Source organism: Lunatibacter salilacus, assembly GCF_009797935.1.
Classification (GTDB): domain Bacteria; phylum Bacteroidota; class Bacteroidia; order Cytophagales; family Cyclobacteriaceae; genus Lunatibacter; species Lunatibacter salilacus.
On the sequence record NZ_VOLC01000001.1, the window covers coordinates 36,705 to 59,108 of the forward strand.

21 protein-coding genes are annotated in these 22,404 nt (G+C 41.1%); 6 read left to right on the top strand and 15 right to left on the bottom strand.

Going from position 1 to position 22,404, the window contains the following annotated elements; translation table 11 throughout:
• The first annotated feature begins 54 nt into the window (after positions 1-54).
• Positions 55-924 carry a carboxylating nicotinate-nucleotide diphosphorylase gene (gene nadC, locus FQ608_RS00175; protein WP_158855786.1) on the top strand — a complete coding sequence of 290 codons (870 nt, stop codon included), beginning with the start codon at positions 55-57 and terminating at the stop codon, positions 922-924.
• Here nadC and FQ608_RS00180 read toward each other — a convergent pair.
• The 6 genes from FQ608_RS00180 to pdhA form a co-directional block, all read right to left on the bottom strand.
• A complete protein-coding gene (locus FQ608_RS00180; protein ID WP_158855787.1) occupies positions 893-2,704 on the bottom strand; it encodes an ABC transporter ATP-binding protein in 1,812 nt (603 codons plus the stop codon). The two genes, nadC and FQ608_RS00180, sit on opposite strands and share 32 nt — an antisense overlap.
• A 133-nt stretch (positions 2,705-2,837) precedes the next feature.
• On the bottom strand, positions 2,838-3,179 hold the full coding sequence (locus FQ608_RS00185) for a DUF6787 family protein (RefSeq protein WP_158855788.1): 342 nt from the start codon (positions 3,177-3,179) through the stop codon (positions 2,838-2,840).
• 121 nt (positions 3,180-3,300) lie between these two features.
• A complete protein-coding gene (locus FQ608_RS00190; RefSeq protein WP_158855789.1) occupies positions 3,301-4,623 on the bottom strand; it encodes an aspartate kinase in 1,323 nt (440 codons plus the stop codon).
• 69 nt (positions 4,624-4,692) lie between these two features.
• A complete protein-coding gene (gene ribH, locus FQ608_RS00195) occupies positions 4,693-5,169 on the bottom strand; it encodes a 6,7-dimethyl-8-ribityllumazine synthase (RefSeq protein WP_158855790.1) in 477 nt (158 codons plus the stop codon).
• A gap of 79 nt (positions 5,170-5,248) precedes the next feature.
• A complete protein-coding gene (locus tag FQ608_RS00200) occupies positions 5,249-5,968 on the bottom strand; it encodes a tetratricopeptide repeat protein (protein WP_158855791.1) in 720 nt (239 codons plus the stop codon).
• A gap of 116 nt (positions 5,969-6,084) precedes the next feature.
• Positions 6,085-7,107, bottom strand: a complete 1,023-nt coding sequence (pdhA, locus tag FQ608_RS00205; protein WP_158855792.1) for a pyruvate dehydrogenase (acetyl-transferring) E1 component subunit alpha — start codon at positions 7,105-7,107, stop codon at positions 6,085-6,087.
• Between the two features lie 104 nt (positions 7,108-7,211).
• Between pdhA and recF the strand changes: the two genes are divergently transcribed.
• Positions 7,212-8,324, top strand: a complete 1,113-nt coding sequence (gene recF / locus FQ608_RS00210) for a DNA replication/repair protein RecF (protein WP_158855793.1) — start codon at positions 7,212-7,214, stop codon at positions 8,322-8,324.
• A gap of 335 nt (positions 8,325-8,659) precedes the next feature.
• Here recF and FQ608_RS00215 read toward each other — a convergent pair whose 3' ends face one another.
• Entirely contained in the window at positions 8,660-9,076 is a 417-nt protein-coding gene (locus tag FQ608_RS00215) for a DoxX family protein (protein ID WP_158855794.1), read from the bottom strand.
• A gap of 166 nt (positions 9,077-9,242) precedes the next feature.
• Entirely contained in the window at positions 9,243-10,139 is an 897-nt protein-coding gene (locus tag FQ608_RS00220) for a nucleotidyltransferase family protein (protein ID WP_158855795.1), read from the bottom strand.
• Between the two features lie 363 nt (positions 10,140-10,502).
• On the opposite strand from FQ608_RS00220, the gene FQ608_RS00225 reads away from it, so the two are divergent.
• Positions 10,503-10,841 (top strand): P-II family nitrogen regulator, encoded by a 339-nt coding sequence (locus tag FQ608_RS00225; protein ID WP_158855796.1) that lies wholly within the window; start codon positions 10,503-10,505, stop codon positions 10,839-10,841.
• 52 nt (positions 10,842-10,893) lie between these two features.
• Positions 10,894-12,126 (top strand): ammonium transporter, encoded by a 1,233-nt coding sequence (locus tag FQ608_RS00230; protein ID WP_158855797.1) that lies wholly within the window; start codon positions 10,894-10,896, stop codon positions 12,124-12,126.
• Between the two features lie 478 nt (positions 12,127-12,604).
• On the opposite strand, the gene FQ608_RS00235 is transcribed toward FQ608_RS00230, so the two are convergent.
• Together FQ608_RS00235 and FQ608_RS00240 are read right to left on the bottom strand one after the other, a co-directional pair.
• Positions 12,605-14,929, bottom strand: a complete 2,325-nt coding sequence (locus FQ608_RS00235; RefSeq protein ID WP_158855798.1) for a M1 family metallopeptidase — start codon at positions 14,927-14,929, stop codon at positions 12,605-12,607.
• 274 nt (positions 14,930-15,203) lie between these two features.
• On the bottom strand, positions 15,204-15,788 hold the full coding sequence (locus FQ608_RS00240) for a HupE/UreJ family protein (RefSeq protein ID WP_158855799.1): 585 nt from the start codon (positions 15,786-15,788) through the stop codon (positions 15,204-15,206).
• Between the two features lie 90 nt (positions 15,789-15,878).
• Between FQ608_RS00240 and FQ608_RS00245 the strand changes: the two genes are divergently transcribed.
• The gene (locus tag FQ608_RS00245; RefSeq protein ID WP_158855800.1) at positions 15,879-16,367 is read left to right on the top strand and encodes a DUF6702 family protein; all 489 of its coding nucleotides are present in this window, start codon (positions 15,879-15,881) and stop codon (positions 16,365-16,367) included.
• Between the two features lie 40 nt (positions 16,368-16,407).
• Here the strand turns inward: FQ608_RS00245 and FQ608_RS00250 are convergent, their stop codons facing one another.
• Positions 16,408-16,968: a 2'-5' RNA ligase family protein gene (locus tag FQ608_RS00250; RefSeq protein WP_158855801.1), complete on the bottom strand. Its 561-nt coding sequence runs from the start codon at positions 16,966-16,968 to the stop codon at positions 16,408-16,410.
• 254 nt (positions 16,969-17,222) lie between these two features.
• Here FQ608_RS00250 and FQ608_RS00255 point away from each other — a divergent pair, with 254 nt between their 5' ends.
• Positions 17,223-18,131 carry a universal stress protein gene (locus FQ608_RS00255; RefSeq protein WP_158855802.1) on the top strand — a complete coding sequence of 303 codons (909 nt, stop codon included), beginning with the start codon at positions 17,223-17,225 and terminating at the stop codon, positions 18,129-18,131.
• 64 nt (positions 18,132-18,195) lie between these two features.
• Here FQ608_RS00255 and FQ608_RS00260 read toward each other — a convergent pair whose 3' ends face one another.
• The 4 genes from FQ608_RS00260 to FQ608_RS00275 all read right to left on the bottom strand — a co-directional run bounded on the left by FQ608_RS00260 (position 18,196) and on the right by FQ608_RS00275 (position 22,392).
• Complete coding sequence (locus tag FQ608_RS00260) at positions 18,196-19,350, bottom strand: DUF1972 domain-containing protein (RefSeq protein ID WP_158855803.1); 1,155 nt, start codon at positions 19,348-19,350, stop codon at positions 18,196-18,198.
• A gap of 12 nt (positions 19,351-19,362) precedes the next feature.
• The gene (locus tag FQ608_RS00265) at positions 19,363-20,505 is read right to left on the bottom strand and encodes a glycosyltransferase family 4 protein (RefSeq protein ID WP_158855804.1); all 1,143 of its coding nucleotides are present in this window, start codon (positions 20,503-20,505) and stop codon (positions 19,363-19,365) included.
• Positions 20,506-20,632: 127 nt separating this feature from the next.
• Entirely contained in the window at positions 20,633-21,343 is a 711-nt protein-coding gene (locus FQ608_RS00270) for an acyltransferase (RefSeq protein ID WP_158855805.1), read from the bottom strand.
• Positions 21,344-21,474: 131 nt separating this feature from the next.
• Positions 21,475-22,392 carry a class I SAM-dependent methyltransferase gene (locus FQ608_RS00275; RefSeq protein ID WP_158855806.1) on the bottom strand — a complete coding sequence of 306 codons (918 nt, stop codon included), beginning with the start codon at positions 22,390-22,392 and terminating at the stop codon, positions 21,475-21,477.
• Positions 22,393-22,404 lie beyond the last annotated feature (12 nt).

Consider the following 22,404-nt stretch of genomic DNA (forward strand, 5'->3'; position numbering starts at 1 on the left):
AACCTAAAAGCAACCCAAGCCATCTTTTTAAGAAAATTAACCTATTTTTGATCTGTGAAACAGACGTATATTACCGAAGAGAGACTTAATGAGTTTATCCGATCAGCTTTCAAAGAAGATGTAGGTGAAGGTGATCACTCCACCCTTGCGTCGATTCCCCCAAATGCAACAGGCAAGGCGCAACTGCTCATCAAAGAAGATGGAGTCATTGCGGGACTAGCCCTGGCGAAGAAAATCTTCCAGCATTTTGACCCATCCCTAAATGTCACTTTGCTTCTAAAAGATGGTCAGCAGGTCAAAAATGGAGATATAGGATTAACGGTTTCCGGGAAAGCCGCTTCCATTCTTACTACGGAGCGTCTTGTCCTAAACTGCCTCCAACGGATGAGTGGAATAGCTACCTATACCCATAAGTTGACCCAGTATATCAAACACACACCTGCCAAGCTGCTCGATACCAGAAAAACGACTCCCAATTTCCGAATGATGGAAAAGTGGGCTGTGTACCTAGGGGGCGGAAAAAATCACCGGTACGCGCTTTATGACATGATCATGCTGAAGGACAACCACATTGATTTTGCCGGAGGCCTCCGACCAGCGATATTAGCCACCCAAGCCTACCTGAAAGAGAATAAACTTTCATTAAAAATTGAAGTAGAAACAAGAACCTTGCAGGAGGTTAAAGAAGTGTTGGAAATCGGGGGAGTGGATATCATCATGCTCGACAACATGGACTGCCCCACTATGAAAAAGGCGGTGGAAATGATTGATGGCAAGTATGAAACGGAAGCTTCCGGAGGCATTACAGAAGCGACGCTTAGAGAAGTAGCCGAGTGTGGGGTGGATTATATTTCGGTCGGAGCATTAACCCACCAAGTCAAAAGCATGGACATCAGTCTGAAGGCGGTAAAACAGGTTCATTAAACTGTAATTTTACCAAGTTGGCATAATAACCGTTCTCTACGGATGCCAAACCTTCGTGACTTCCTTCTTCAACAATTTCACCATCTTTGATCATATAGATTCTATCCACTTTGCGGATGGTCGCCAGTCGATGTGCGATTACAATAGTTGTCCTGTTTTTCATCAACTCATCCAATGCTTCCTGAACCAACGCTTCCGATTCCGCATCCAAAGAAGAGGTAGCTTCGTCAAGAATCAGAATAGAAGGGTCTTTCAAAATGGCCCTTGCGATGGCAATACGTTGGCGCTGCCCGCCTGAAAGCTTTACTCCCCGCTCTCCAACCAGCGTATCCAAGCCTTCAGGAAACTTTTCTATAAACTGCCAAGCGTTTGCTTTTCGAGCAGCAATTATAATTTCTTCTTCTGTGGCGTTTTGCTTTGCATACGCTATATTTTCTCGGATACTGCCGCCAAACAACAACACCTCTTGGGGGACAATACCAATACTAGACCGAAGCCGTTTTAAGTTCCAACGGTGTAGGGGCTTTCCATCCAGTAATATCTGTCCTTTTCCAACCTCATAAAATCGCAACAAAAGCTGTATGATGGTTGATTTCCCGGCACCGCTATATCCCGCTAGGGCAATTTTCTCACCGGACCGGATAGAAAAACTGATTCCGTGAAGTACCAAATGGTCTTCCCGGGTAGGATATTGAAAATAAACATTATCAAACACCACATCACCTTTCACTATACTATCTCCGTCCGAATCCCCCTCTGCTTCCGGCAATTCATCCAAAATCTCAATCACCCGCTCCGATGACCCGATGGCCTTCTGAACCTGTCCATAAATATCCCCCAATCCGGCTATGGATCCTCCGATAAAGGTGGTGTATAAGACGAAACTAACCAAATCTCCAACACTCATAGCCCCTTCACTAACCAGTGTAGCTCCATACCAAATCACGGCTACAATACCCCCAAACAACGCAAAGATGATAAAAGAGATGAAGGCTCCGCGAAATCCAGCCGCTTTGAGTGCTACATTCACCACTCGCTCCAATCCCTTTCCATATCGCTGAGATTCGTAGACTTCTCCTGTGAAGGATTTCACCGTGACGATTGACTGCAGGGTCTCCTCTACTACTACATTAGCGGCCGCAAGTTCGTCTTGCGTTGCCTTAGACAGTCTTCGAATAAACCTTCCAAAGACCATCGCAATTACCACCAGAACGGGGATGGTTGCCAACATAAAAAAAGTCAGCTTTGGGGTTGTATATAATAGAAAACCTATTCCTGCTAAAAGCGTAATTACCTGCCGCATTAGCTCTGCTAGGGTAATGGAAAAAGTATCCTGTAGCAATGACACATCCGAAGTGATTCTACTGATTAGCTCTCCAGTCCTTCGCTTGTCAAAAAACGTCATGGGTAAATGGACCAATCGGCTATAAATAGCTTTACGGATGTCCCGCATGGACTTTTCACTTACTTGTGCAAAAAGCCAAACCCGGAAGAATGAAAACACACTTTGTACAAGCAATATGCCCAAAAGGATAAAGGCTATGCTGTTGATATCATCCACAATCCATGATTCCCCAGAAGCAGCATCAATAAGCTTCCCCGCAACAAATGGAAATGTCAATAACATCAAACTTGAAAAAATCAGAAAGATCATTCCCAATAGAAAAGGTACTTTATAGGGGTAGGCAAAACTAAAAATCCCTATGAGCTTCTGAAAATTCTGTTTGTTTAGTTTTCTTTTCTCACTGTCGTCTAGTGCCAATCCTCTTGATTTTGCCATTTAATCCAATTTCTTATTTGGTGGGGCTAAAGTTAAATCAAATTACCCACCTATGATAACCACATTTCTAACGAAATGATTTTTATATAAGCCAATATTCATACTGACAGCGTGGGAGTTGGTTTCTACCCCCCTATTTGTCTGTTGCTTTTCGTCCGGTAATTCTTCTCAGAAACTGTTTCTCTTTTTCCCAAAAGAAACTAAATTGGCCGAAAATAAACCCGTAAATAAGTAAAAACACCTGGTAGAGGGGAAGCACAAGCAACAAATAAAGTACGGTTTTATAAAATCCCCCAGTACTCATATCCACACCCAACAAGGCGAAAATAGGCTTCTTAATGTACAATACCGTCATACCAGTACATGCAAAAACGATGAGAACCAAGATTACCTGCCAAATGCTTTTTAATTTCCATTTGTATTGCAATTTTTGAAGCCAGGTATCTCGGGGATCTTCTCCGGTAGTTTCAGTCATAACGGAAATCATTTTTTGTGAGGTGAAATTTTCAGGCAATACTATCAGAAATCATTTCGCATGTAAAGAAAATAGATTTCAACAAATGCGAAATGATCCTTCTTTTGGATTTCAACTCCAACTAAAACTCAAACAAACCACGGTTAAGGCTTTTGAGAGCCGAATTTTTGTATGCCGCATCTACTAAAACGGATACATTGTGCTTGCTTCCTCCGTAAGATACCATGCGAAGGGGAATATCCGCCAAGCTATTCATAATGTTTTGCAAGACTCCATTCTGCTCCATGATAAGGTTTCCCACAATACAAATAATGGATAAATTATGGTCAATTTCTACATGGCCAAATGCTGCCAACTCACTTTTTATCTCCTCCAAATGTGTGATATCATCAATGGTAAGCGAGATAGCCACTTCGGAAGTAGTAATCATATCAATGGATGTTTTATACTTCTCAAACACCTCAAACACTCTTCTTAGAAATCCATAGGCCAACAACATTCGGCTGGATTTGATTTTGATTGCTGTAATGCCGTCTTTTCCCGCAAGTGCTTTGACCCCCCCTATTTCGGACATATCTGCCGTGATGGTCGTGCCCAAGGCATCTGGCTCCATTGTATTTAGCAACTTAACTGGAACATTGAATTGCTGCGCAGGCCATATGGAAGCGGGATGTAAAATCTTCGCTCCAAAGTAAGCCAATTCAGCTGCCTCTTCAAAGGAAAGCTTTGCGATAGGTCTAGTTTTGTCCACTATTCGGGGATCGTTATTATGCATCCCGTCTATATCCGTCCATATCTCTACGACTGATGCGGAAATCGCCGCACCGATAAGAGAAGCTGTATAATCACTCCCCCCTCTTTTGAGGTTATCCACTTCATTTCGGTAATTTTTACAAATATACCCTTGGGTTACAAAGATTTTTTCCCGTGGATTTTCCGCCAATAGTTTACCCAACCGTTCCTGAATTTTAGGAAGCTCAGGTTCGTTGTTTTCATCTATGCTCATGAACTCAAGCGCAGGCAAGAAAACGGATTTAATTCCCAGTTCGCTAAGCAATTCATAAAATAACTTCGTGGAAAGCAATTCTCCTTGTGCCAGAATATCCTTATTGATGGCTTCGTTGAAAGAAATTTTCAGGATAATGTTCAGAAATTCGAAGTGCTCCTGAATGATCTTAAGGCCTTCTTTTTTTGCTTCCGCTGAGGAAAATAACTCATCGCAGAATTGCTCATAATGCTTCTGAAGTTGGTCAATTTTTGACTTGGCAGTAGCTTTATCACCCGCTGCTAAGGCATCCCCGATGCCCACCAATGCATTGGTAGTTCCTGATAGGGCTGACAAAACCACTATTTTGGGCTCATCTCCTTTTGCAATGAGGTCTTTGACTTGATGCATTCGCTCGGGTTTCCCTACAGAGGTCCCCCCAAATTTCATAATTTTCATTGACTGACTGTTATTTCAAATATCTTATTCAACAACTAAAAATCCGGCATCCTGTATTAACCGGCATTACTAAAATCCAAGCATTTTAATGGCGGTGATTGCGGCCTCATCACCCTTATTTCCATGTTTTCCACCTGCTCTATCCAAAGCTTGCTGCTGGGTATTTGGAGTAAGGACTCCAAATATCACAGGTTTGTTGTATTTAAGGCCCACCTCTGTAATACCCTGCGCAACCGCTTGGCAAATAAAATCAAAATGTTTGGTTTCACCTTGGATGACACAACCGATACATATGACAGCGTCGATCTCATCCACCTGAGCCATCCACTGCGCAGCCAATGGCAATTCAAAAGAGCCCGGGACATTTTTCCGGTAAATATGCTGCCGTTCAGCTCCATACTTCAGGAGTGTTTCCAATGCCCCGTTATATAGGGACTCCGTTACTTCCTCATTCCACTCAGAGACGATGATGCCGAATTTCTTATCGTTGATTTCTTTGATGTTTGAATCTGAGTGTTGACTGAGGTTTTTTAGTGATGTAGCCATGATGTTCTATTCGGTGATTGGACAAAAAAAAGAGTAAAACCCAAGGCCTTACTCTTTCTTAAAAACACGGGGTGTTCTATTAGTTTGAGGCAAGGCCTTGCAGGCGAGCCTTATGTTTTCGGGCATTGGTAAACTCATACGAATCAAAATACTTATTTTCGATTTCCTCGTAAGTTTCGATTGCGCTTTTCAAATCACCTGATTCTTCATAAGCTATTGCCAATTTGTTCAGGTATTTTGGCGTGAAAAACTTGTTCGGCTCATGTCCAGCTGCACGCTTATAATATCGGATAGCCTCTTTAACATCTCCTAAATCCATACACGCATCCCCCGTAAGGGCATAAGCCTGCGCTTGGATAAAGAAGTCATCAGCTGAAAATTTCTTCAGATGGTCTATGGCATTTTGATGCTGCCCTTGGGACAAATAAATAGAACCAACATAAAAATTCGACAAATTCGCAGCATCAGTTCCTCCATATTTATCTATAATGGTAAGCAGTCCGGGATTTACTCCGTCCCCGTTCAATGCCAAGTCGACACTATCTTGTTCGAAATAGTAGACCGCCTGGAACATTTCGGCCTGAGCAGTCTTATTTTGATTCGCTTTATTGTATTGAAAAAAAAGTGCAGCCGCAATAATAAGGATCACTGCACCAATAGCACCTGCAACTATTTTGGTGTTTTCTTTGAGAAAATGTTCCCCACGATTTAAGCGGGTTGCAATAGCTTCCGGGTTTTCCAACAATTCATTGGTTTGATCCTTCTTTTTACCCGTAGGTTTTACTTTACTTTTTGACATGATTTTAATTTTTCAGTCGCAAATATAGGGGTTTTCATTGAATCACAAATAATAAAAAAATCAGCCACCCATATTTTAATAGATACAGGTGGCTAAAGTCTACCATTTTATATCAATTACTCCCTTATGAAAGGGTAATCATCTTCCGCATAAACATCCTTGAAAGCGTCTGCTCCGTCCGGCCATGGAGATTCCTCCGCAAACTGTACCGCATCAGCTACCTTTTGTTTTATACGCGCATCTATCTCTTTCAATTCATCCTCTGTGAGAAGCTCATTTTCCAAGATAGTCATTTTGACTTGTTCGATCGGATCGCGTTGTTTGTATTCTTCCACCTCTTCCTTGGTACGGTACTTTTGCGGATCAGACATCGAGTGACCTTTGTACCGATAGGTTCTAAATTCCAACAAGGTAGGTCCTTCTCCTTTTCTAGCTCTTTCCGCTGCTTCTGCTACCGCCTCGTGAACTGCCTCCACATTCATGGCATCTACTGCAAATGAAGGCATGTCATAGGCTTCTCCCAAGGTATATAATTCATTTACATTAGAAGAACGCTGCACAGAGGTACCCATGGCATAGCCGTTGTTTTCTATCACGAATATGACGGGGGTTTTGTACAACATGGCCAGATTGAGAGACTCATGAAAAGCTCCCTGTCTCACGGCACCGTCACCCATGTAGCAAATGGCTAGGTTTTTAGTCCCTTTGTATTTTTCGGCAAATCCCAATCCAAGTCCCATGGGGATTTGTGCTCCCACGATACCGTGTCCACCTGCAAAGTTTTTTGTGTTGTCAAAGATATGCATGGACCCACCTTTACCTTTGGTGGTGCCAGTTGCCTTGCCGAACAATTCAGCCATCACAGCTCCTGGATCTGTTCCCAATCCGAGCGGATGGGCATGACAACGGTATGCCGTGATCCATTTATCGTCTTTTTCCAAAGCCGAAATAGCACCCGAAGCACAAGCTTCTTGACCGATATATAAATGACAGAATCCTCTTATTTTTTGTTGGCCATACAGTTGACCTGCTTTTTCCTCAAACCTTCTCATTAAGAGCATGCTTTCGTACCAATAAGCATAGGTTTCCTTTGGATATTTTACTTTAGACTTTGTGGTGCTAGAACTCTTTTTTGCCATATCGTATTATATAAATATGCTAACTTTGAACCCAAAGATAATGAAAACGGGGGTAATTTTGAGTCAGAATGCGAAATTAGTGAAAATCGACAGAGTTTTTAAACATGCACCTGAAAAATATTAGCTTGCGCCAATTCAAAAATTTCAGTGCGGATAGGTTTGAGTTTTCTGAAGAAGTCAATTGTTTTCTCGGGCTAAACGGCGCTGGTAAAACCAATCTGCTGGATGCTATCCACTATTTGTGCCTGACTAAAAGCGCCTTCCAGTCTGTCGACCAGTTTCAAATGCTTCATGGAACGAATTTTTTCATGGTGAAAGGAAGCTTTATCAATGAAGGAAAAATCCTTGAGTTGGATTGCTCCATGGAGTCCGGAAAAAAAAAGCAACTCGTGCTCAACGGTAAACCTTACCAAAAAATGAGCGATCATATCGGTTTGTTTCCTGTAGTGCTGATAGCTCCCGACGACACAAGCCTTATACGGGACGGAAGTGAAGAACGAAGAAGGTTCTTTGACAATATGCTTTCGCAACTGAGCAGCAATTATTTAAACCAACTGGTGCGATACCAGCATTTTTTGAAGCAACGAAACGCACTCTTGAAACAATTTCATGATTCTGGGAAAAAAGACCTTTCGTTGTTGGAACCGTATTCAAGAGAATTGATCCAACTGTCTGATATCATTCACAGACAGCGCTTTGAATTTATCCAAAACTTCGCCCCCGGTATTCAATCACATTATTCGTTTATAGCAGGTGAATCGGAAAAAACAGACATTACGTACACTAGCGATGCCGGAGAAAAAACATTTGAGAAAGACTTTAGAAATTCCCTGGAAAAAGACCTGATTCTAAAAAGAACAAATAAAGGTATCCACAAGGATGACTATATATTCACCATAGGGGGGCATTCGTTAAAGAAATTTGGTTCTCAGGGGCAGCAAAAGTCATATTTGATAAGCCTTAAACTTTCCCAGTTTGATGCCTTCAAACTAGAGAAAAAACAAAAACCAATTTTACTTTTAGATGATATTTTTGACAAACTGGATGATATACGAATTGGCCAGTTGATGAAATTAGTCGCAAAAAGAGATTTTGGCCAGTTGTTTATTACAGATGCACGCCCGGAACGGTCCATAAAGATTTTTTCCGATCTTCAGATTCCAGCGAAACTATTCCATATTGAAGAAGGAAAGTTGACGGAAGTCACCTCCATTTAGCTTGGATAACTTTTGATCAATATCAACTTTCATAAAATGATCAAAAAATAATTCGAACCGAATCGTATTTCCTTATTCAACCTTATAATGAAATTGATGGGGACGGAGGGGTTACCCGTGAAAGAGGGATACCGAAAATGCGCGCAAGTATTTTCAATTTGGAAAATGCCTATTTCTGAAAAAACTTAAATGTTCTTATATGAGAGTGTGGGGCCAGCGATAGGTCAATCCCAACCATAAAAAGATTTTGATTGTTAAATTTCATCTGTCCAATGATCAATTTATCAAAAAACCTTAATGCTCTCTATTATTTTTTAACTTTACTTTACCGTAAATCAATACCTTGGCTTTTTGAGCAACTGAGCGTCAACCGAATATTTGCCGGGGCCAGCGATAATTAAAGTTACAAAACAAATCAGATACAGAAGCGGCAATTCCTGTTTGCCGAACGGATCTGAACCGTGAACAATAAAGGTAATCACCGTCATATTAATGATCAATGGAATCAATACCACACGGCTCATAAAACCAACCACTAGCAAAGCGGTACAGAAAACTTCAGCAAAAACAACCAGTTGCAGCGAAAGTGCCGGACCTAGGCCTAGAGGGTCGGCGAATGAATTGAGTCGTTCACTGAAATTCATGATTTTGGGCAAACCGTGAATAAACAGCAGAACTCCTGAACCTATACGCAGGATCAGGAGAGCTATGTCAGTACCTACGGATTTATGGGAGAAAAGAAGCTGCTTCATATAAGTCAGTTTTTGGGATTATTTATTTGTTTGCATGGGAACCCAATCATAGATTTCCTCCACAAACTTTCGCTTTCTAGCTAAAAGTATCGAAATAATTTTAATCTCAGAAATTTTAACCCCTCAATTTTCCAAAAAAACGTAGCTTTTCCTACAATTCCTTGATTTAAAAAAGTTTTTCTGGATAATATGCATTTTCGTGTAAACGTCGAAGCGCATCTGTCACTATTGCCTTATCCGCTGCATAGGTTACTCCAAACCAGGTGGTGCCTCCAGGCAAAATTTTGACGGCAGCCCTATGTTCCTTTATCAATTCGTTTGCTACGGTGGGAATATAAAATTCCGACTTTAAATCTTTATGATTATCCTTCAAAAATACTTTCCATAATTTCTCTGTCTCCACAAAAATGGAGGGGTGAAAACCCCAACAGTTCATCGAAACAGGAGTGCTAAATGGAATTTCAATGGTTTCGCTTTCGGTCTGATGCAGGATTTTATCTCCATGCCTACTGATAGCAGTGCGCTCTATCATTCCCAAAAGGTGACCTTGCTGGTCAGAGGTGCATACTCCCCGGCTTACCGTGCCATAATCTGACAATACATTTTGAATCGCATACCCTACCATGCAATGGAGGTCTGCTTTTACATCATTCACCAAAAATTTTCCAAGTGCCTGAAATGCCTCTCTTCCATAAAAATCATCTGCATTTATCACCGCAAATGGTTCGTTAATGGCGTCCTTGGCACAAAGCAGCGCATGAGCAGTTCCAAATGGCTTCTTGCGCAATTCATTCCTGTATTTGACATCCACTTGGCTTTCCAAAGACTGTATCACAAAGTCAACAGCTATCTTTCCCTCCAGCTTGGGTAAAAACAGGTTCTTGGCAAGTTCTACAATTTCTTCCCTTACAATAAAGACAACCTTTCCAAATCCTGCCTGGATAGCATCATATATACTGTATTCGAGAATTGTTTCTTCGTTGGGTCCAAATCCATCAACTTGTTTGTCTCCCCCATATCTGCTGCCCATTCCGGCTGCCAAAATCAAAAGTGTAGGTTTCATTTACCTTGGTTATGTTCTATAAAATTTAAAGCTATAAAATAACAGGGCAAAGATAACCGATAATCGGATTTCTCTTTCCAACTTCATCAATTTTTTGGATGGATGTAAAACCTAGAAATTTGAACTAACCCTCCGGCTCCTATCGCAAAAACTTGAACTGAACCTAATTCTGCCAATTTGGTAAAATCTGTGATCTCGAATCTCTTAAAATGAATTGTATGGTTATTATTAAACCCTATTTTCAACTAAATTTAACTTTTTCAGTTTATATTGATTGTTTTATCAACCATATTTTCTATTATTGTCAAAAAATATATGATTCCTAGCCCAAATTATTAAAGAACCTTAAATCCAGTTGATAAAATGAAAAAAATCGAAGCCTTAATCAGAACCTCAAAATTTGACGAGATACATGCCTGCCTTTCGGGACTGGGAGTAAACTTCCTGACTTTCTTTGAAGTGAAAGGGATGGGTCTACAGCATGCCAAAACCCAGCAGTACCGTGGTGTGGCATATGAGCCCACATTCATCCCCAGAACCAAGCTTGAAATTGTGGTACCTGATGATTTGGAAGAAGCTGTGATCTCATGCATCCTCCGCGAAGGAAGAACCGGACAGGTTGGCGATGGTAAAATCTTCGTCTATAATGTAGAAAAAGCCTTCCGGATTAGAAACGAGGATATCGGAGAGGATGCCCTTTAATCACTTTATTAATCACCCCATCTTTCAAACCATCTTTAAAAAAGCATAAATTATGAACCAAGAACTATTTACTATTAACAACCTTTGGATGATGGTAGCCACCATTTTGGTCTTCATCATGCACCTGGGTTTTGCCGCATTGGAGGCCGGACTGACCCGCGCTAAAAATACAGTCAATATTCTTTTTAAAAATACCATCATTCCCGCCTTGGGAATTCTTACATATGGTTTTATAGGTTTCAACCTTATGTATCCCGGAGAGGCATTCGAAGGTGGCTTTTTTGGACTTTCCGGTTTGGGACTTAGTCTTCCTGACGGATGGGACACATCCAATTATTCCGAAGGCTACACCTTTTATACGGATTTTATATTTCAGGCCATGTTTGCCGCCACTGCGGCTACCATCGTGTCCGGAGCAGTTGCAGAACGGATAAAACTTGGTCCGTTTATATTCTTTTCCTTATTATACGTAGGCATTTGTTATCCGATTGTAGGCATGTGGAAATGGGGCGGTGGTTTTTTGGAAACACTTTCCACTCCTTTTTATGATTTTGCGGGTTCTACTCTTGTGCATTCAGTTGGTGGATGGGGTGCGGTTATTGGCGCATATCTTTTGGGCCCAAGAATTGGTAAATACAAAGACAATAAAATCAACGCCATTCCCGGTCACAACCTTCCGTTAGCTACTTTTGGTGTATTCCTGCTTTGGTTTGGTTGGTTTGGCTTTAATGGAGGGTCTGTATTGTCCGCTGCTCCAGGTACCGTTTCCCTTGTGTTTGTCACAACCGCAATTGCGGCGTCTGCTGGTGCTTTCGGGGCCTTGTTTGCGTCGTATGCCAAATTCAAAGCTTATGACATCACCATGGTATTAAACGGGATTTTAGCCGGATTGGTAAGCATCACCGCCGGAGCGGATATGATGGCTCCTTGGGAAGCTGCCGTAATCGGGTTTATTGGCGGTATGTTGGTTGTGTTTGGTGTTCTTTTATTTGATAAGGTAAGGATAGACGATCCAGTTGGTGCCATCTCCGTGCACTTGGTTTGCGGTATTTGGGGTACACTGGCGGTAGGAATTTTTGGAGACCTGGCAGGAATGTCGCAGATAATTTCACAACTGATTGGAATTGGGGCAATTGGGGCATTTTGTGTCGCCTTTACCTTTATTGTTTTATATACGTTGAAGAAAACCACCGGAATCCGGGTCGACGAACAGGAAGAACTGGAAGGCTTGGATATCAATGAACACGGCATGCATGCTTATCCGGATTTTGCTACAAAGGAGTAGTTTTATATAAGCCTCTTAGAAATGCAAAAGGCCACTCGGAATATAATTCCGAGTGGCCTTTTTTTTGTTGATAGATTTGTTTACAGCTTGGATTAAACTTGGAGCAATTTCGCCTTTATAATGGTGCTGTCAGGCTTCATTTATTGCCTGTATATTGCAACTGAAAATAAAAAAAAAAACTAATGTCCTAAATATCGTTATTCAATTTTTCTCTTCCAATCCATACGTAATCCAATGATTTCCAGTACATTTCCCACTCTCTTTCTTCTCCTTGGAAAACTATTTCTTCTTTATATCCTTCTCTTACTAATTTTTCAGTCGCTGGCTCGGACAAATCATCAAAGATTCAGAGAAATTGACCCCAACACAATTCTTACGCTCAATGTTTTGTAATTGCCGCCCACGAAAAGCTAACCAAAAAAATTCAATGATTGGGTTCTCCGTGAACACTATTCCCGGAGAACCCAATCATTGAAAGTTAATTCCTACTATCCCGCATTGGATTCTGACCTCTTGATGTACCTCTTGGAGGAGTAGATCGTTTGAATAGTTCAAACCGTGAAGGGGTAGGTTTTCCAGGCCAATAGTTATTTGACTCATCAATATCGGCCGTTTCCCGTAAAGGATCCAAAACGATTTCAGCCACTTCTTTGGTCTTCCCGAATACCTTGGTAACCTCGTATTCATCCAATCGCCAAATCTGGGCAGGGAGCCTTTCGATTTCGGAGGTCCCGTCTGTATACTTAAACTCTAAAATGACTGGCATCACTAGTCCGCCTATATTTTTCAATTTCACTTCGTAAAAGTTCAAACCACTATTCAATAAATCCCTTTCCTCAGCAGACAAGCTTTTCAAGAAATCCTGATATTGCTTTTCGTCAGCAGGCCCTACCCGAAACGGATCGTAGCTGTTATAGAAATCCCTTGCTGCAGGATTGGCCTCAACAACAGTCTGGGGAACATCTGTTTTATTCCGCTCTTTGGTAAGGTAAGTTTCCTCCAGCTCAAACGCTTCTCTATCGCGGGCTTTTGATTCTGTTGGGTTCTTAGAATCGATTTTAAACCATTTCACCTCTTCAATGGAAATATCAACAGGTTCGGTTCCGTAAAACCAACCTCTCCAAAACCAATCCAAATCAACCGCTGAAGCATCTTCCATCGTTCGGAAGAAATCATCGGGAGTAGGGTGTTTGAACATCCAACGTTGGGCATATTGCTTAAACGCATAGTCAAACAACTCCCTCCCCATAACGGTTTCCCTCAAAATATTTAGTGCCGTTGCCGGTTTTGCATAGGCGTTTGGGCCTAAGGCAATAATGTTTTCCGAGTTGGTCATGATGGGCTCTAAGAAGTTTTTTTCCATCTTCATATAGGGAACAATCTTGTGGGGGGCTCCTCTTCTGGAAGGATAATCCCTATCCCACTCCTGCTCAGCCAAAAACTGCAAGAAGGTATTCAACCCCTCATCCATCCAGGTCCACTGCCTTTCGTCTGAATTGACAATCATCGGGAAGAAGTTGTGTCCTACTTCATGGATGATGACTGAGATCATTCCGTATTTTATCGCATCTGAATACGTTCCATCTTCATCGGGCCTGCCATAGTTGAAGCATATCATGGGGTATTCCATGCCATTTGTTGCCTCGACGGAAATCGCCACTGGATAGGGGTAATCAAAGGTCCTGCTAGAATAAGAGCGAAGGGTATGGGCTACAGCCAAGGTGGAGTATTGCTCCCAAAGCGGGTTGCCTTCCTTACCGTAATACGACATGGCCATAACATCCTTATCCCCAATTTTAACGGCCATTGCGTCCCAAATAAACTTTCTGGAAGAGGTCCAAGCGAAGTCCCTTACATTTTCTGCGGCGAAAATCCACGTTTTGGTGGCTTTTTCCCGCTTCTTTTCAAGTCGCTCAGCTTCTGACTGGGTCCTGATGACAACTGGGTTTTCAAAACTGGTCTTTGCCTGATTCCATCGGTCCATTTCTGTATTACTTAATACTTCCTGTGGATTCTGCAAAACACCGGTAGCCCCCACCATATGGTCGGCGGGTACGGTAATTTTCACTTCATAGTTCCCGAAGACAAGAGCAAATTCTCCTGATCCGACAAACTGCATATTCTGCCATCCTTCAAAATCGGAATAAACAGCCATCCGCGGAAACCATTCCGCCATCGTATAGAGGTAGTTCCCATCCTTTTCAAAGAATTCATATCCCGGTCTACCTCCGATGAAGCTCATCCTGTCATGGATATTGAAGCTCCAGTCAATTTTAAATTCAAAATTCTCTCCAGGCAGCAGGGGTGCGGCAAGGTCCATGCGCATCATGGTACGATTTACTGTTACGGGAATATCCTGTCCGGAACCATTGGTGACAGAGGTGATTTTATAGCCCAAATCCTGATCGTGCCACAAAATTCCCTGCAATTGCCGTAGGCTCATTTGGGGTTCAATTTTATTGGTGGCCATTTTATGAGTTTCAGAATCTTTTGCACGCTGATTCTGGTCCAGTTGTACCCAGAGGTAATCCAAGGCATCTGGGGAATTGTTTATATAATTGATATTTGCTGTACCTGTAATGGACTGATTTTCGTCATTGAGGGTCACTTCAATATCATAATCGGCTTGTTGCTGCCAGTACATGTGCCCAGGGGCTCCAGCTGCGTTTCTATATACGTTAGGAGTCCGAAGCTTGGTGCCTAGTTGCTCAAAGCGTACGCCATGTCTTTGTTCATCGATTTGGGCAGAACCTGTGAAGGATACACCTGTCACAAACAAAATTAAAATAATCAGTTTTTTCATACGTATGGTATTCTCAAATAATATTCAGAAATGAAAGGCGATCCTTCCTTTGTATTTTACTAAGCTGCAATTTAATCAATAAACCTCAAGTTCACCATTCTGTTTCAATCAAAAACAAATACAATAACCACAGTTTCCAATTTGGGTCATTATTTTCGCAAATTTGCCTTCATTTTAACCCTACCTAATAAAATAATCAAAATTTAGAAAACGAAAAGAATCAATAACAACCAGTTTTCATACAAATCAATTTCCCGTAAGATTTTTTCTACATCTACCAATACCGATTTTCCAATATCATCATTAGGGACATCCCCAGGACAATAGAGGATATTATCAGAATCCATTCCTTGCGTTTCACTCCAAGAATCCCCACCATCAGGGAAGATACGATGAGGAAAATCGACACGATAACAAGCTGCCCTACTTCAAGTCCGATATTGAAGGCTAGGAGCGGTTGAAAGATTGAGGATTCCTTACCAAGCAAGGCACTCAGGTAATTCGAAAATCCCAATCCATGTATCAGTCCGAAAAACAAGGCAAGAGCATAATTAAGCTGCACATAGCCGTTGCCTCCTGCCGGTTTGGGTTTTAAAATATTGGTAAGACAAGTTAAGGCAATGGTCACAGGAATCAAAAATTCCACAAGGTCAGTGTCTACTTTAACAACCCTCAACGTGGCGAGGGCCAAGGTAAGGGAGTGTCCAATAGTAAAAGCGGTTACTAAAATCAGGATCTTTTTCCAATCTCTCATCAGGTATATGACGCAGAGTGCGATCACAAAGAGAATATGGTCAAAACCCGCTAGGTCTAATATATGTTGGTAACCTAATTTAAAATATAATTGAAATTGATTCATGCAATTGGGTGGTTGAAAGTCAATCCGAATCGGATTTTTGTCGTAATATTAATGCATATTTCACATATTCAATAAATTTTAATGATCCAAATGCTTTCTTTTTACTTGTCAGTCGTTAGCTTGTTTGGGCTGTTTACGGTACATCCATTTTATATCAGTCTGACAGACATGGTATATAAAGCTGATGAACAACGATTGGAAATTGCCCAAAAAATATTCTGGGATGACCTTGAAGTCGCTTTGTCGAGAAAATATAAAACCCAAGTGGATTTTCTCAACACTTCCGACCGTATCCTACTGGATGAAATGGTGCGTGAATATCTTTTGGATCAGAATAAAATACACGTCAACGGCCAGTTAATTTCCCTTGAATATTTGGGGCATGAGGTTGAAGAGGATGCGGCCTGGTTCTATTTTGAATCCACAAATGTTCCCAGGCCCAGAGAAGTTATGGTCATGAATACGATTCTTACAGGTGAATTCCCTACCCAACAAAACATCGTCAATTTTTATGTTGACCAGCGTCCCAAAAGCATTATTACTACCGTTGACAAGCCGGAAGGTGAATTGCGGTTCTAGGATATCCTCGGAGAGAAAATCATACCATTAGTTTTGTTTTTTAAACTGAAGCGGATCCCATGGCGAAAGTCCCGCAAACTGACCACTTCCCACCTTCCTTTTTGAGCAATGCAACCCGATTTACGATGTATCTCTCATTGAGGGACATCTTCTTTGCGGTATCGAGGTATTCTGAGAAATTGGCTTCCTTCAAATCTTTGAAGGCTATCGTCATGTGGGGGGTATAAATCCGATCGCTTAACTCTATATCCTGCTTTAAGATGGTCTTACAATACATAATCACATCCTCCTGCAGCTTATTGAGAGCAGGATTTTTCTTCACTCTGGAAAAAATAACCCGTTTTCCAAAGGTATCCACTCCCTTAAAATGAATCTCAAAAGGTAATTTCCCTTCAAAAAAACGACTCAATTTGCCCGAAAGCTCGGATTCTTTTTTTTCATTCCAAAGAAAGGGCATCTTAAGCGTAACATGCGCGGGAGAACGTAATCCGTACCGGATTCCATAGGTGTCTTTCAGAACCATCTTAAGCGCAGTGGACTTTTCTTGGATTTCACCTTCCGGCACAATCGCTATAAAATATTTCCCTAATGTTTTGGCCATAGAACCTTTTAAATCGTATTTTTCCTTTTTCTAAATGACAAATGAAAACCAAAAAAACCGACCTCAAACAATTTTTCCCACAAAATATGGAACTCTGCGTTAAAAGTTTTGGGTAATCACTTAAATTGAAGAAACTTTACAAATAGCCTGATGAAATCGAGCATGACGAGATTCTCCCGAATAAATTCGGGACAGGCTATCCCGACCTTAGGTACGGGGCAAGTTATGACCGCTGAAAAACAAAATATAAACAGATGAAACACTTCAAAAAAATCATGATCGGTATGGATCTCAGTTCTATGGATGAGACTATATTGATGAATATAAAGCACATGATAGCTGTCTTTGATACAGAGAAAATTTATTTTGTTCATGTTTCCAAAGACTTGTCCATACCGGAGGATATCAAAAAAACCTATCCAGATTTGTTGGCCCCTGCGGATGAAACTATTCGCGCGGGGATCGAACATGAAGTAAAAGTAGCAGGGATGAAGGAAATCCCCTATGAGGTCCTTGTGAAAGAGGGAAACCCAATGGAAACCATTCTGAGATGGTGCAAGATCAAAGATGTGGATCTTTTGGTAATGGGTAGAAAATCGGTAGACCTAGGTTCCGGAACGCTTGCCAAAAATTTGGCGCAGCGGGCCCCAACCTCCATTCTCTTCATCCCGGAAAAGGCCAACGTCCATGAAATAAACCGAATATTAGTTCCGGTGGATTTCTCCGACTATTCATTAATGACTCTGGAACTCGCCCATTCTATAGCCAAGGGAATCCATGCTAAAATTCTATGTTGCCATTTGTACGAGATTCCAGCCGGCTATTCCAAAACTGGAAAATCCCATAGTGAATTTGCAAAGGTAATGTTGGAACATGCCAAAAAAGATTTCAAAAAATTCATCGAAAAGGCTGGTCTTGGAGATATTTCCTGTGAATTCATATTGAAAGACGATAAAAGTGAAGCTAATTATATAATAAAACTGGCTGAAAAGGAGCAGGTCGATTTTATTGTCATAGGAAGTAGAGGAAGAAGCAATTCCGCCGCTATTTTGCTTGGCTCGGTATCAGAAAGACTTATTCAACTTAATGATGATATTCCAACATTGGTTCTCAAAAAACGTGGAGAAAACATGGGGTTTCTTGAGGCGTTGATGAAAATCTAAAGTCAGGTTAAGGACATTTAAAAAACCCTTTCAATGAAAATTGGAGGGTTTTTTCCTTGATTGTTTAATTCTTTTCCACCAATTTCTCTACAATTTTACGTTTGCAGAGCTTTTTGAAGAGGGTTTCATATTCATCCGTAACAAAATCCCAGTTATACTTCTGAACGAGACCATCCCTGGACTTCTCCCTGAGAATCCCCATTTTTTCCGGTACCTTTTCCGCTGCTTCAACGATTTTCACTACGGAAGGGATGTTTTTTTCAAAGTACCATCCGTACTTTCCGTCTTGAAGCATTTCTTGATTAAAGGGTGTATCCAAAGCAAGGATAGCACACCCATATCCCAATGCTTTTAGCATGGCTGGGTTGGTTCCACCATATTCGTGCCCGTGAAAATACGCATAGCAATTGTGATACAGGGAGGCAAGGGCGTCGGCGTCTTTGACGTATCCGGTAAATACCAACCGATCATCGGGAATCCCTTTCATCTTTGTTGCAAACTGATCTTGATAGGGCACATCGCCTACCACAACCAATTTCCTTTTGGAGCTTGACTTCAAAAATCCCTTGACAATCAAATCCGAGTTATTATCCGGGATAAGCCGTCCTACAATCAAAAAATAAGATTCTGGTTCAAGGTTCCATTGCTCGATAAGCGTCTCATCCGAGTTCATCCGAGGGTTGGCACCATATGCGATCATTTTGGAGGGGGCATTGAATAGCTCCAAATAAATCCGTTGCATTTCATCTGAATCGGTAATAACCTGATCAAAAAGTTTTGTTGCTAACCTGGATGCCATCTTGTAATACCAAGAACCCAATCCTTTCCATTTAGGTCTTAGCCATTCCAAGCCGTCCACATTAATCACGGAGGGCTTGCCGAATATTTTTGTGAAAATTCCAAAAGGCCCATTGGCACTGTTGGCGACAAAGACTACGTCGGCCTTGGAAAAACAGACATGGATAAATGAGAAAAAGGAGCTTGTCAATTGACTGAGTGACTTCGTTTCTATGCTTGGAATATATACCAAATGAATACCATTCACCATTTTTGGCTTTTCCTTAAACAAAGGACTATGACAGTATACGGTCACTTCTACATCTCTGCTCACCAATCTCTCGCCCATTTCTTTGACAAACGTTTCATATCCACTATAAACAAAAGGATATCCTCTCGTTCCCAAAATGGCTACCCGCATAGGTTTGCTATCTTTTGACATACTGATTAATCATTATCTTTTCTGAAAAACACTTGCGATATTTTCTTGAAAAGACGTTAAGGAAAAATTAGTTAATACTCTATTTTTGTTAAATACTCCCATTTCCCGCCTTAGGATTATATTTTCGATCAAAGGCGACATAATTCGGACAGCTTCAGGTGCGTCGTCCCACGGAATCAAATAGCCACTCTTTTGATCCACCAACATTTCGGGAGCCCCTCCATGAGCCGTAGCTACGACTGGTTTACCGGCTGCCATTCCTTCCAAAATCACGGTAGGAAATGGATCAGGAAGTATTGACGGCAAAACTAAGACATCCATGGTAGCTAAAACATCCGGAACATCCGTTCTAAATCCCAAATCAATGACGAATTTGTTTAAATTATCGTTGTTGATTTTGTCTTTAATTTCTTTATATATGTATTCAGAGCCGGGAAAAGCGTCACCTGTCATAATAAAAATTAAATTTATGAACTTTTTGTTTAATTCTTTCGCAATTTCCAAAAAGTATTGTTGTCCCTTCCACGGACTAACCCTGGCGATCATACCAATAACACAGGTGTTTTCAGGAATAGCCAACTCCTTTCTCAGTGATTTACCAGCATGCAAATACGGCTCATAATCGATCCCATTATATATGAGTTCAAACTTCCCTGATGGCAAATCAACCTGCCAATGATCTTTCACAGCCCTAGATACTACCAGAATTTTATCTGAATAGTTATAAACGAGTTTTTTCAGGAATCTGGAAAACCACCTGGGATGTTGGATGATTTCGTGCAAATGCCAATAATGCGGAAGCTTCTGCCGCTTACTTATCCAAGCACCAATCCATACCGCTGCCGTATTGGAATACACCAGTGAAATTGTCTCAGTCCTGAGAATAGTCGTAAGTTTGCTATTTGCCTTCCAAAGTACTCCCAGCCTGTTTATCATTCCTGCTAGGTTCATATATTTTCTCCGCACGATTCCCAACCGGATAATGCGGACATCCGCACCCACTGATTGAAGTCCCTTCACCAAGGGGCCATCCTCTGATAAGCAAACCACCACATGATGACCTTGAAGAATCAAAGCCTGTGCCGTAAACAAGAATATCTTGCTGGCCCCATACAAATCTGAGGATCCATGTAACATAAGAATTCTATGAGGCATACAACACAATAGATTGACCTTTGGAAAAAATAAAACGCATAAGGAATAAAACTTAATTATTTACATTTTCCCGCCCTGAGTAATGGAATCGGTACGGGATTATAATACACAATTTCCTAAGGGTTTATTAATTTTTTCTTGGCTTGATTATCTTGGCAGGATTTCCAGCCACTATCGAAAATGGCGGCACATCTTTGGTAACGACACTGCCCGCGCCAACCACCGAACCTCTACCTATTCTTACACCAGCCAAAATCACCGAATGGGAGGCTATCCAGCAATCATCCTCAATGATCACAAAACTTCTATTAACCCCCTGCTCTATCATGGGGATAGCCGGATCATCGAACACATGGTTTTCAGAATAAATACTTACTCTTGGCGAAATCATCACATTATTCCCAATTTCTATATACCCCGAACATCCTATATAGCTGTATGGACCGATGCTGGAATTGTTACCGATCTTCAAACCGATACCAGGGGGACCCCCATATAGGTTCGTTGGTCTGATTATGGAATAACTCCCCACCGTCACCTTATCCCCAAATGTCAGCCCCTTTTCCGAAAGACAGTTGATTTCACAATTATCCTGAGCTATAAAATTACTGCCGACATGAAGATATTTGGGCTGCCTTATGGTTACGTTTTTCCCCACCAAGAGCATCAATCCGGCAGATGAACCAAATCGAAGTCTTGAAAAACATCCACGTATCCACCAAATCCCCATCCTAAATATTACTCCAAAAGTGGAAATTGAATCCCAGCCCTGACCAAATCGTCCTGCCAGATCAATGCCTGTCATGGAGGTCAGCGCTTTGTCTAAATTACCTGCCATTCAATGTTTTTTGGAATAATTTTGCAAAGATAGGAAAAAGTTATCTTTAGCGAAGATCTTTGTCGTTTTTCATCCTTGGGAGGGTTACCTTTCCCCAAATCTTCTAAAAAAAATAATATCCTCAAACCCCATTACAATTTTTCAAAATAAAAGCAAGCCTGATCACCAACTTCCTTTTCATTGTATTTCTTTGCCATTTCCATGGCTTGCGTGATCTCTTCGGAGGTGAAACTCTCAATACTGAAATTCACCAAGCTCCCTCCTTTTTTGTAATGCTTTGTAATTAAAATCTGAAATTCGTTACTGTCAAAGATTAATTTCTTGAGTTTTAATCCAAATTTATCGCCCATTGCTTTCAATGACCTTACACTTGGGATAAATAAATGTCTGGGTGCATCAAGTTGAAACCAATTAATGTCTTCCTCTTGCCAAATTTGGGAATCTGAAACTGGCACCCGAACCAATAGCTCTCCGCCTTTCTTAAGCAAAGTTGACAGTTTCTCCATAACTTTTGTGGGGTCAGACATGTGCTCAAAAGAATGATGCAGCATCACCGCATCAAATTGCAAATCAAGGGACATAAAATCAGTTTTTATCATTTTCAAGCCGGATTCGTCGTACTCTTCCTGTAAAAAGGGATCGTATCCATAGAGGTTGGTAAATCCACAGGATCGCATTTCATAAAGTAATTGTCCATTCCCGCAGCCAATATCCGCTATTTTGCTTTCAGGCAGAATATTCAAATTTTTAATCCAATCATAATATTCAGGAATTTTCCATTTAATTATATTGGATTTGAATAGCTTCCATCTCCATTTTTTTAAAACAATTTTAATGGGACTGCTCCGATTTAATGGAGTGAACGCATAATAATCGGTAGAATAAAAATCCCCTAAGTTTTCTGGAGTTTCGTCAATCTGAATTGATCGGCATTTTGGACATTCGAAATATAAAAATTCCTGCTTTAAGCCATACATCCTTTCAAAGGCCTTGAAATACCTAAAACTTCCCGTGTTTCCGCACCCCCAACAGGCTTTTATTGCCGTCATATTTTTAAAATC

Excerpts from the sequence above, each read along its gene's own strand:
- pdhA (WP_158855792.1), bottom strand. The coding sequence starts at position 7,107 with ATGGCAAAAAAGAGTTCTAGCACCACAAAGTCTAAAGTAAAATATCCA.
- FQ608_RS00240 (WP_158855799.1), bottom strand. The coding sequence starts at position 15,788 with ATGAATCAATTTCAATTATATTTTAAATTAGGTTACCAACATATATTA.
- FQ608_RS00260 (WP_158855803.1), bottom strand. The coding sequence starts at position 19,350 with ATGTCAAAAGATAGCAAACCTATGCGGGTAGCCATTTTGGGAACGAGA.
- FQ608_RS00235 (WP_158855798.1), bottom strand. The coding sequence starts at position 14,929 with ATGAAAAAACTGATTATTTTAATTTTGTTTGTGACAGGTGTATCCTTC.
- FQ608_RS00255 (WP_158855802.1), top strand. The coding sequence starts at position 17,223 with ATGAAACACTTCAAAAAAATCATGATCGGTATGGATCTCAGTTCTATG.
- FQ608_RS00200 (WP_158855791.1), bottom strand. The coding sequence starts at position 5,968 with ATGTCAAAAAGTAAAGTAAAACCTACGGGTAAAAAGAAGGATCAAACC.
- recF (WP_158855793.1), top strand. The coding sequence starts at position 7,212 with ATGCACCTGAAAAATATTAGCTTGCGCCAATTCAAAAATTTCAGTGCG.
- FQ608_RS00270 (WP_158855805.1), bottom strand. The coding sequence starts at position 21,343 with ATGGCAGGTAATTTAGACAAAGCGCTGACCTCCATGACAGGCATTGAT.
- FQ608_RS00265 (WP_158855804.1), bottom strand. The coding sequence starts at position 20,505 with ATGCCTCATAGAATTCTTATGTTACATGGATCCTCAGATTTGTATGGG.
- FQ608_RS00180 (WP_158855787.1), bottom strand. The coding sequence starts at position 2,704 with ATGGCAAAATCAAGAGGATTGGCACTAGACGACAGTGAGAAAAGAAAA.
- FQ608_RS00220 (WP_158855795.1), bottom strand. The coding sequence starts at position 10,139 with ATGAAACCTACACTTTTGATTTTGGCAGCCGGAATGGGCAGCAGATAT.
- ribH (WP_158855790.1), bottom strand. The coding sequence starts at position 5,169 with ATGGCTACATCACTAAAAAACCTCAGTCAACACTCAGATTCAAACATC.
- FQ608_RS00250 (WP_158855801.1), bottom strand. The coding sequence starts at position 16,968 with ATGGCCAAAACATTAGGGAAATATTTTATAGCGATTGTGCCGGAAGGT.
- FQ608_RS00245 (WP_158855800.1), top strand. The coding sequence starts at position 15,879 with ATGCTTTCTTTTTACTTGTCAGTCGTTAGCTTGTTTGGGCTGTTTACG.
- FQ608_RS00185 (WP_158855788.1), bottom strand. The coding sequence starts at position 3,179 with ATGACTGAAACTACCGGAGAAGATCCCCGAGATACCTGGCTTCAAAAA.
- FQ608_RS00230 (WP_158855797.1), top strand. The coding sequence starts at position 10,894 with ATGAACCAAGAACTATTTACTATTAACAACCTTTGGATGATGGTAGCC.
- FQ608_RS00225 (WP_158855796.1), top strand. The coding sequence starts at position 10,503 with ATGAAAAAAATCGAAGCCTTAATCAGAACCTCAAAATTTGACGAGATA.
- FQ608_RS00215 (WP_158855794.1), bottom strand. The coding sequence starts at position 9,076 with ATGAAGCAGCTTCTTTTCTCCCATAAATCCGTAGGTACTGACATAGCT.
- FQ608_RS00190 (WP_158855789.1), bottom strand. The coding sequence starts at position 4,623 with ATGAAAATTATGAAATTTGGGGGGACCTCTGTAGGGAAACCCGAGCGA.
- FQ608_RS00275 (WP_158855806.1), bottom strand. The coding sequence starts at position 22,392 with ATGACGGCAATAAAAGCCTGTTGGGGGTGCGGAAACACGGGAAGTTTT.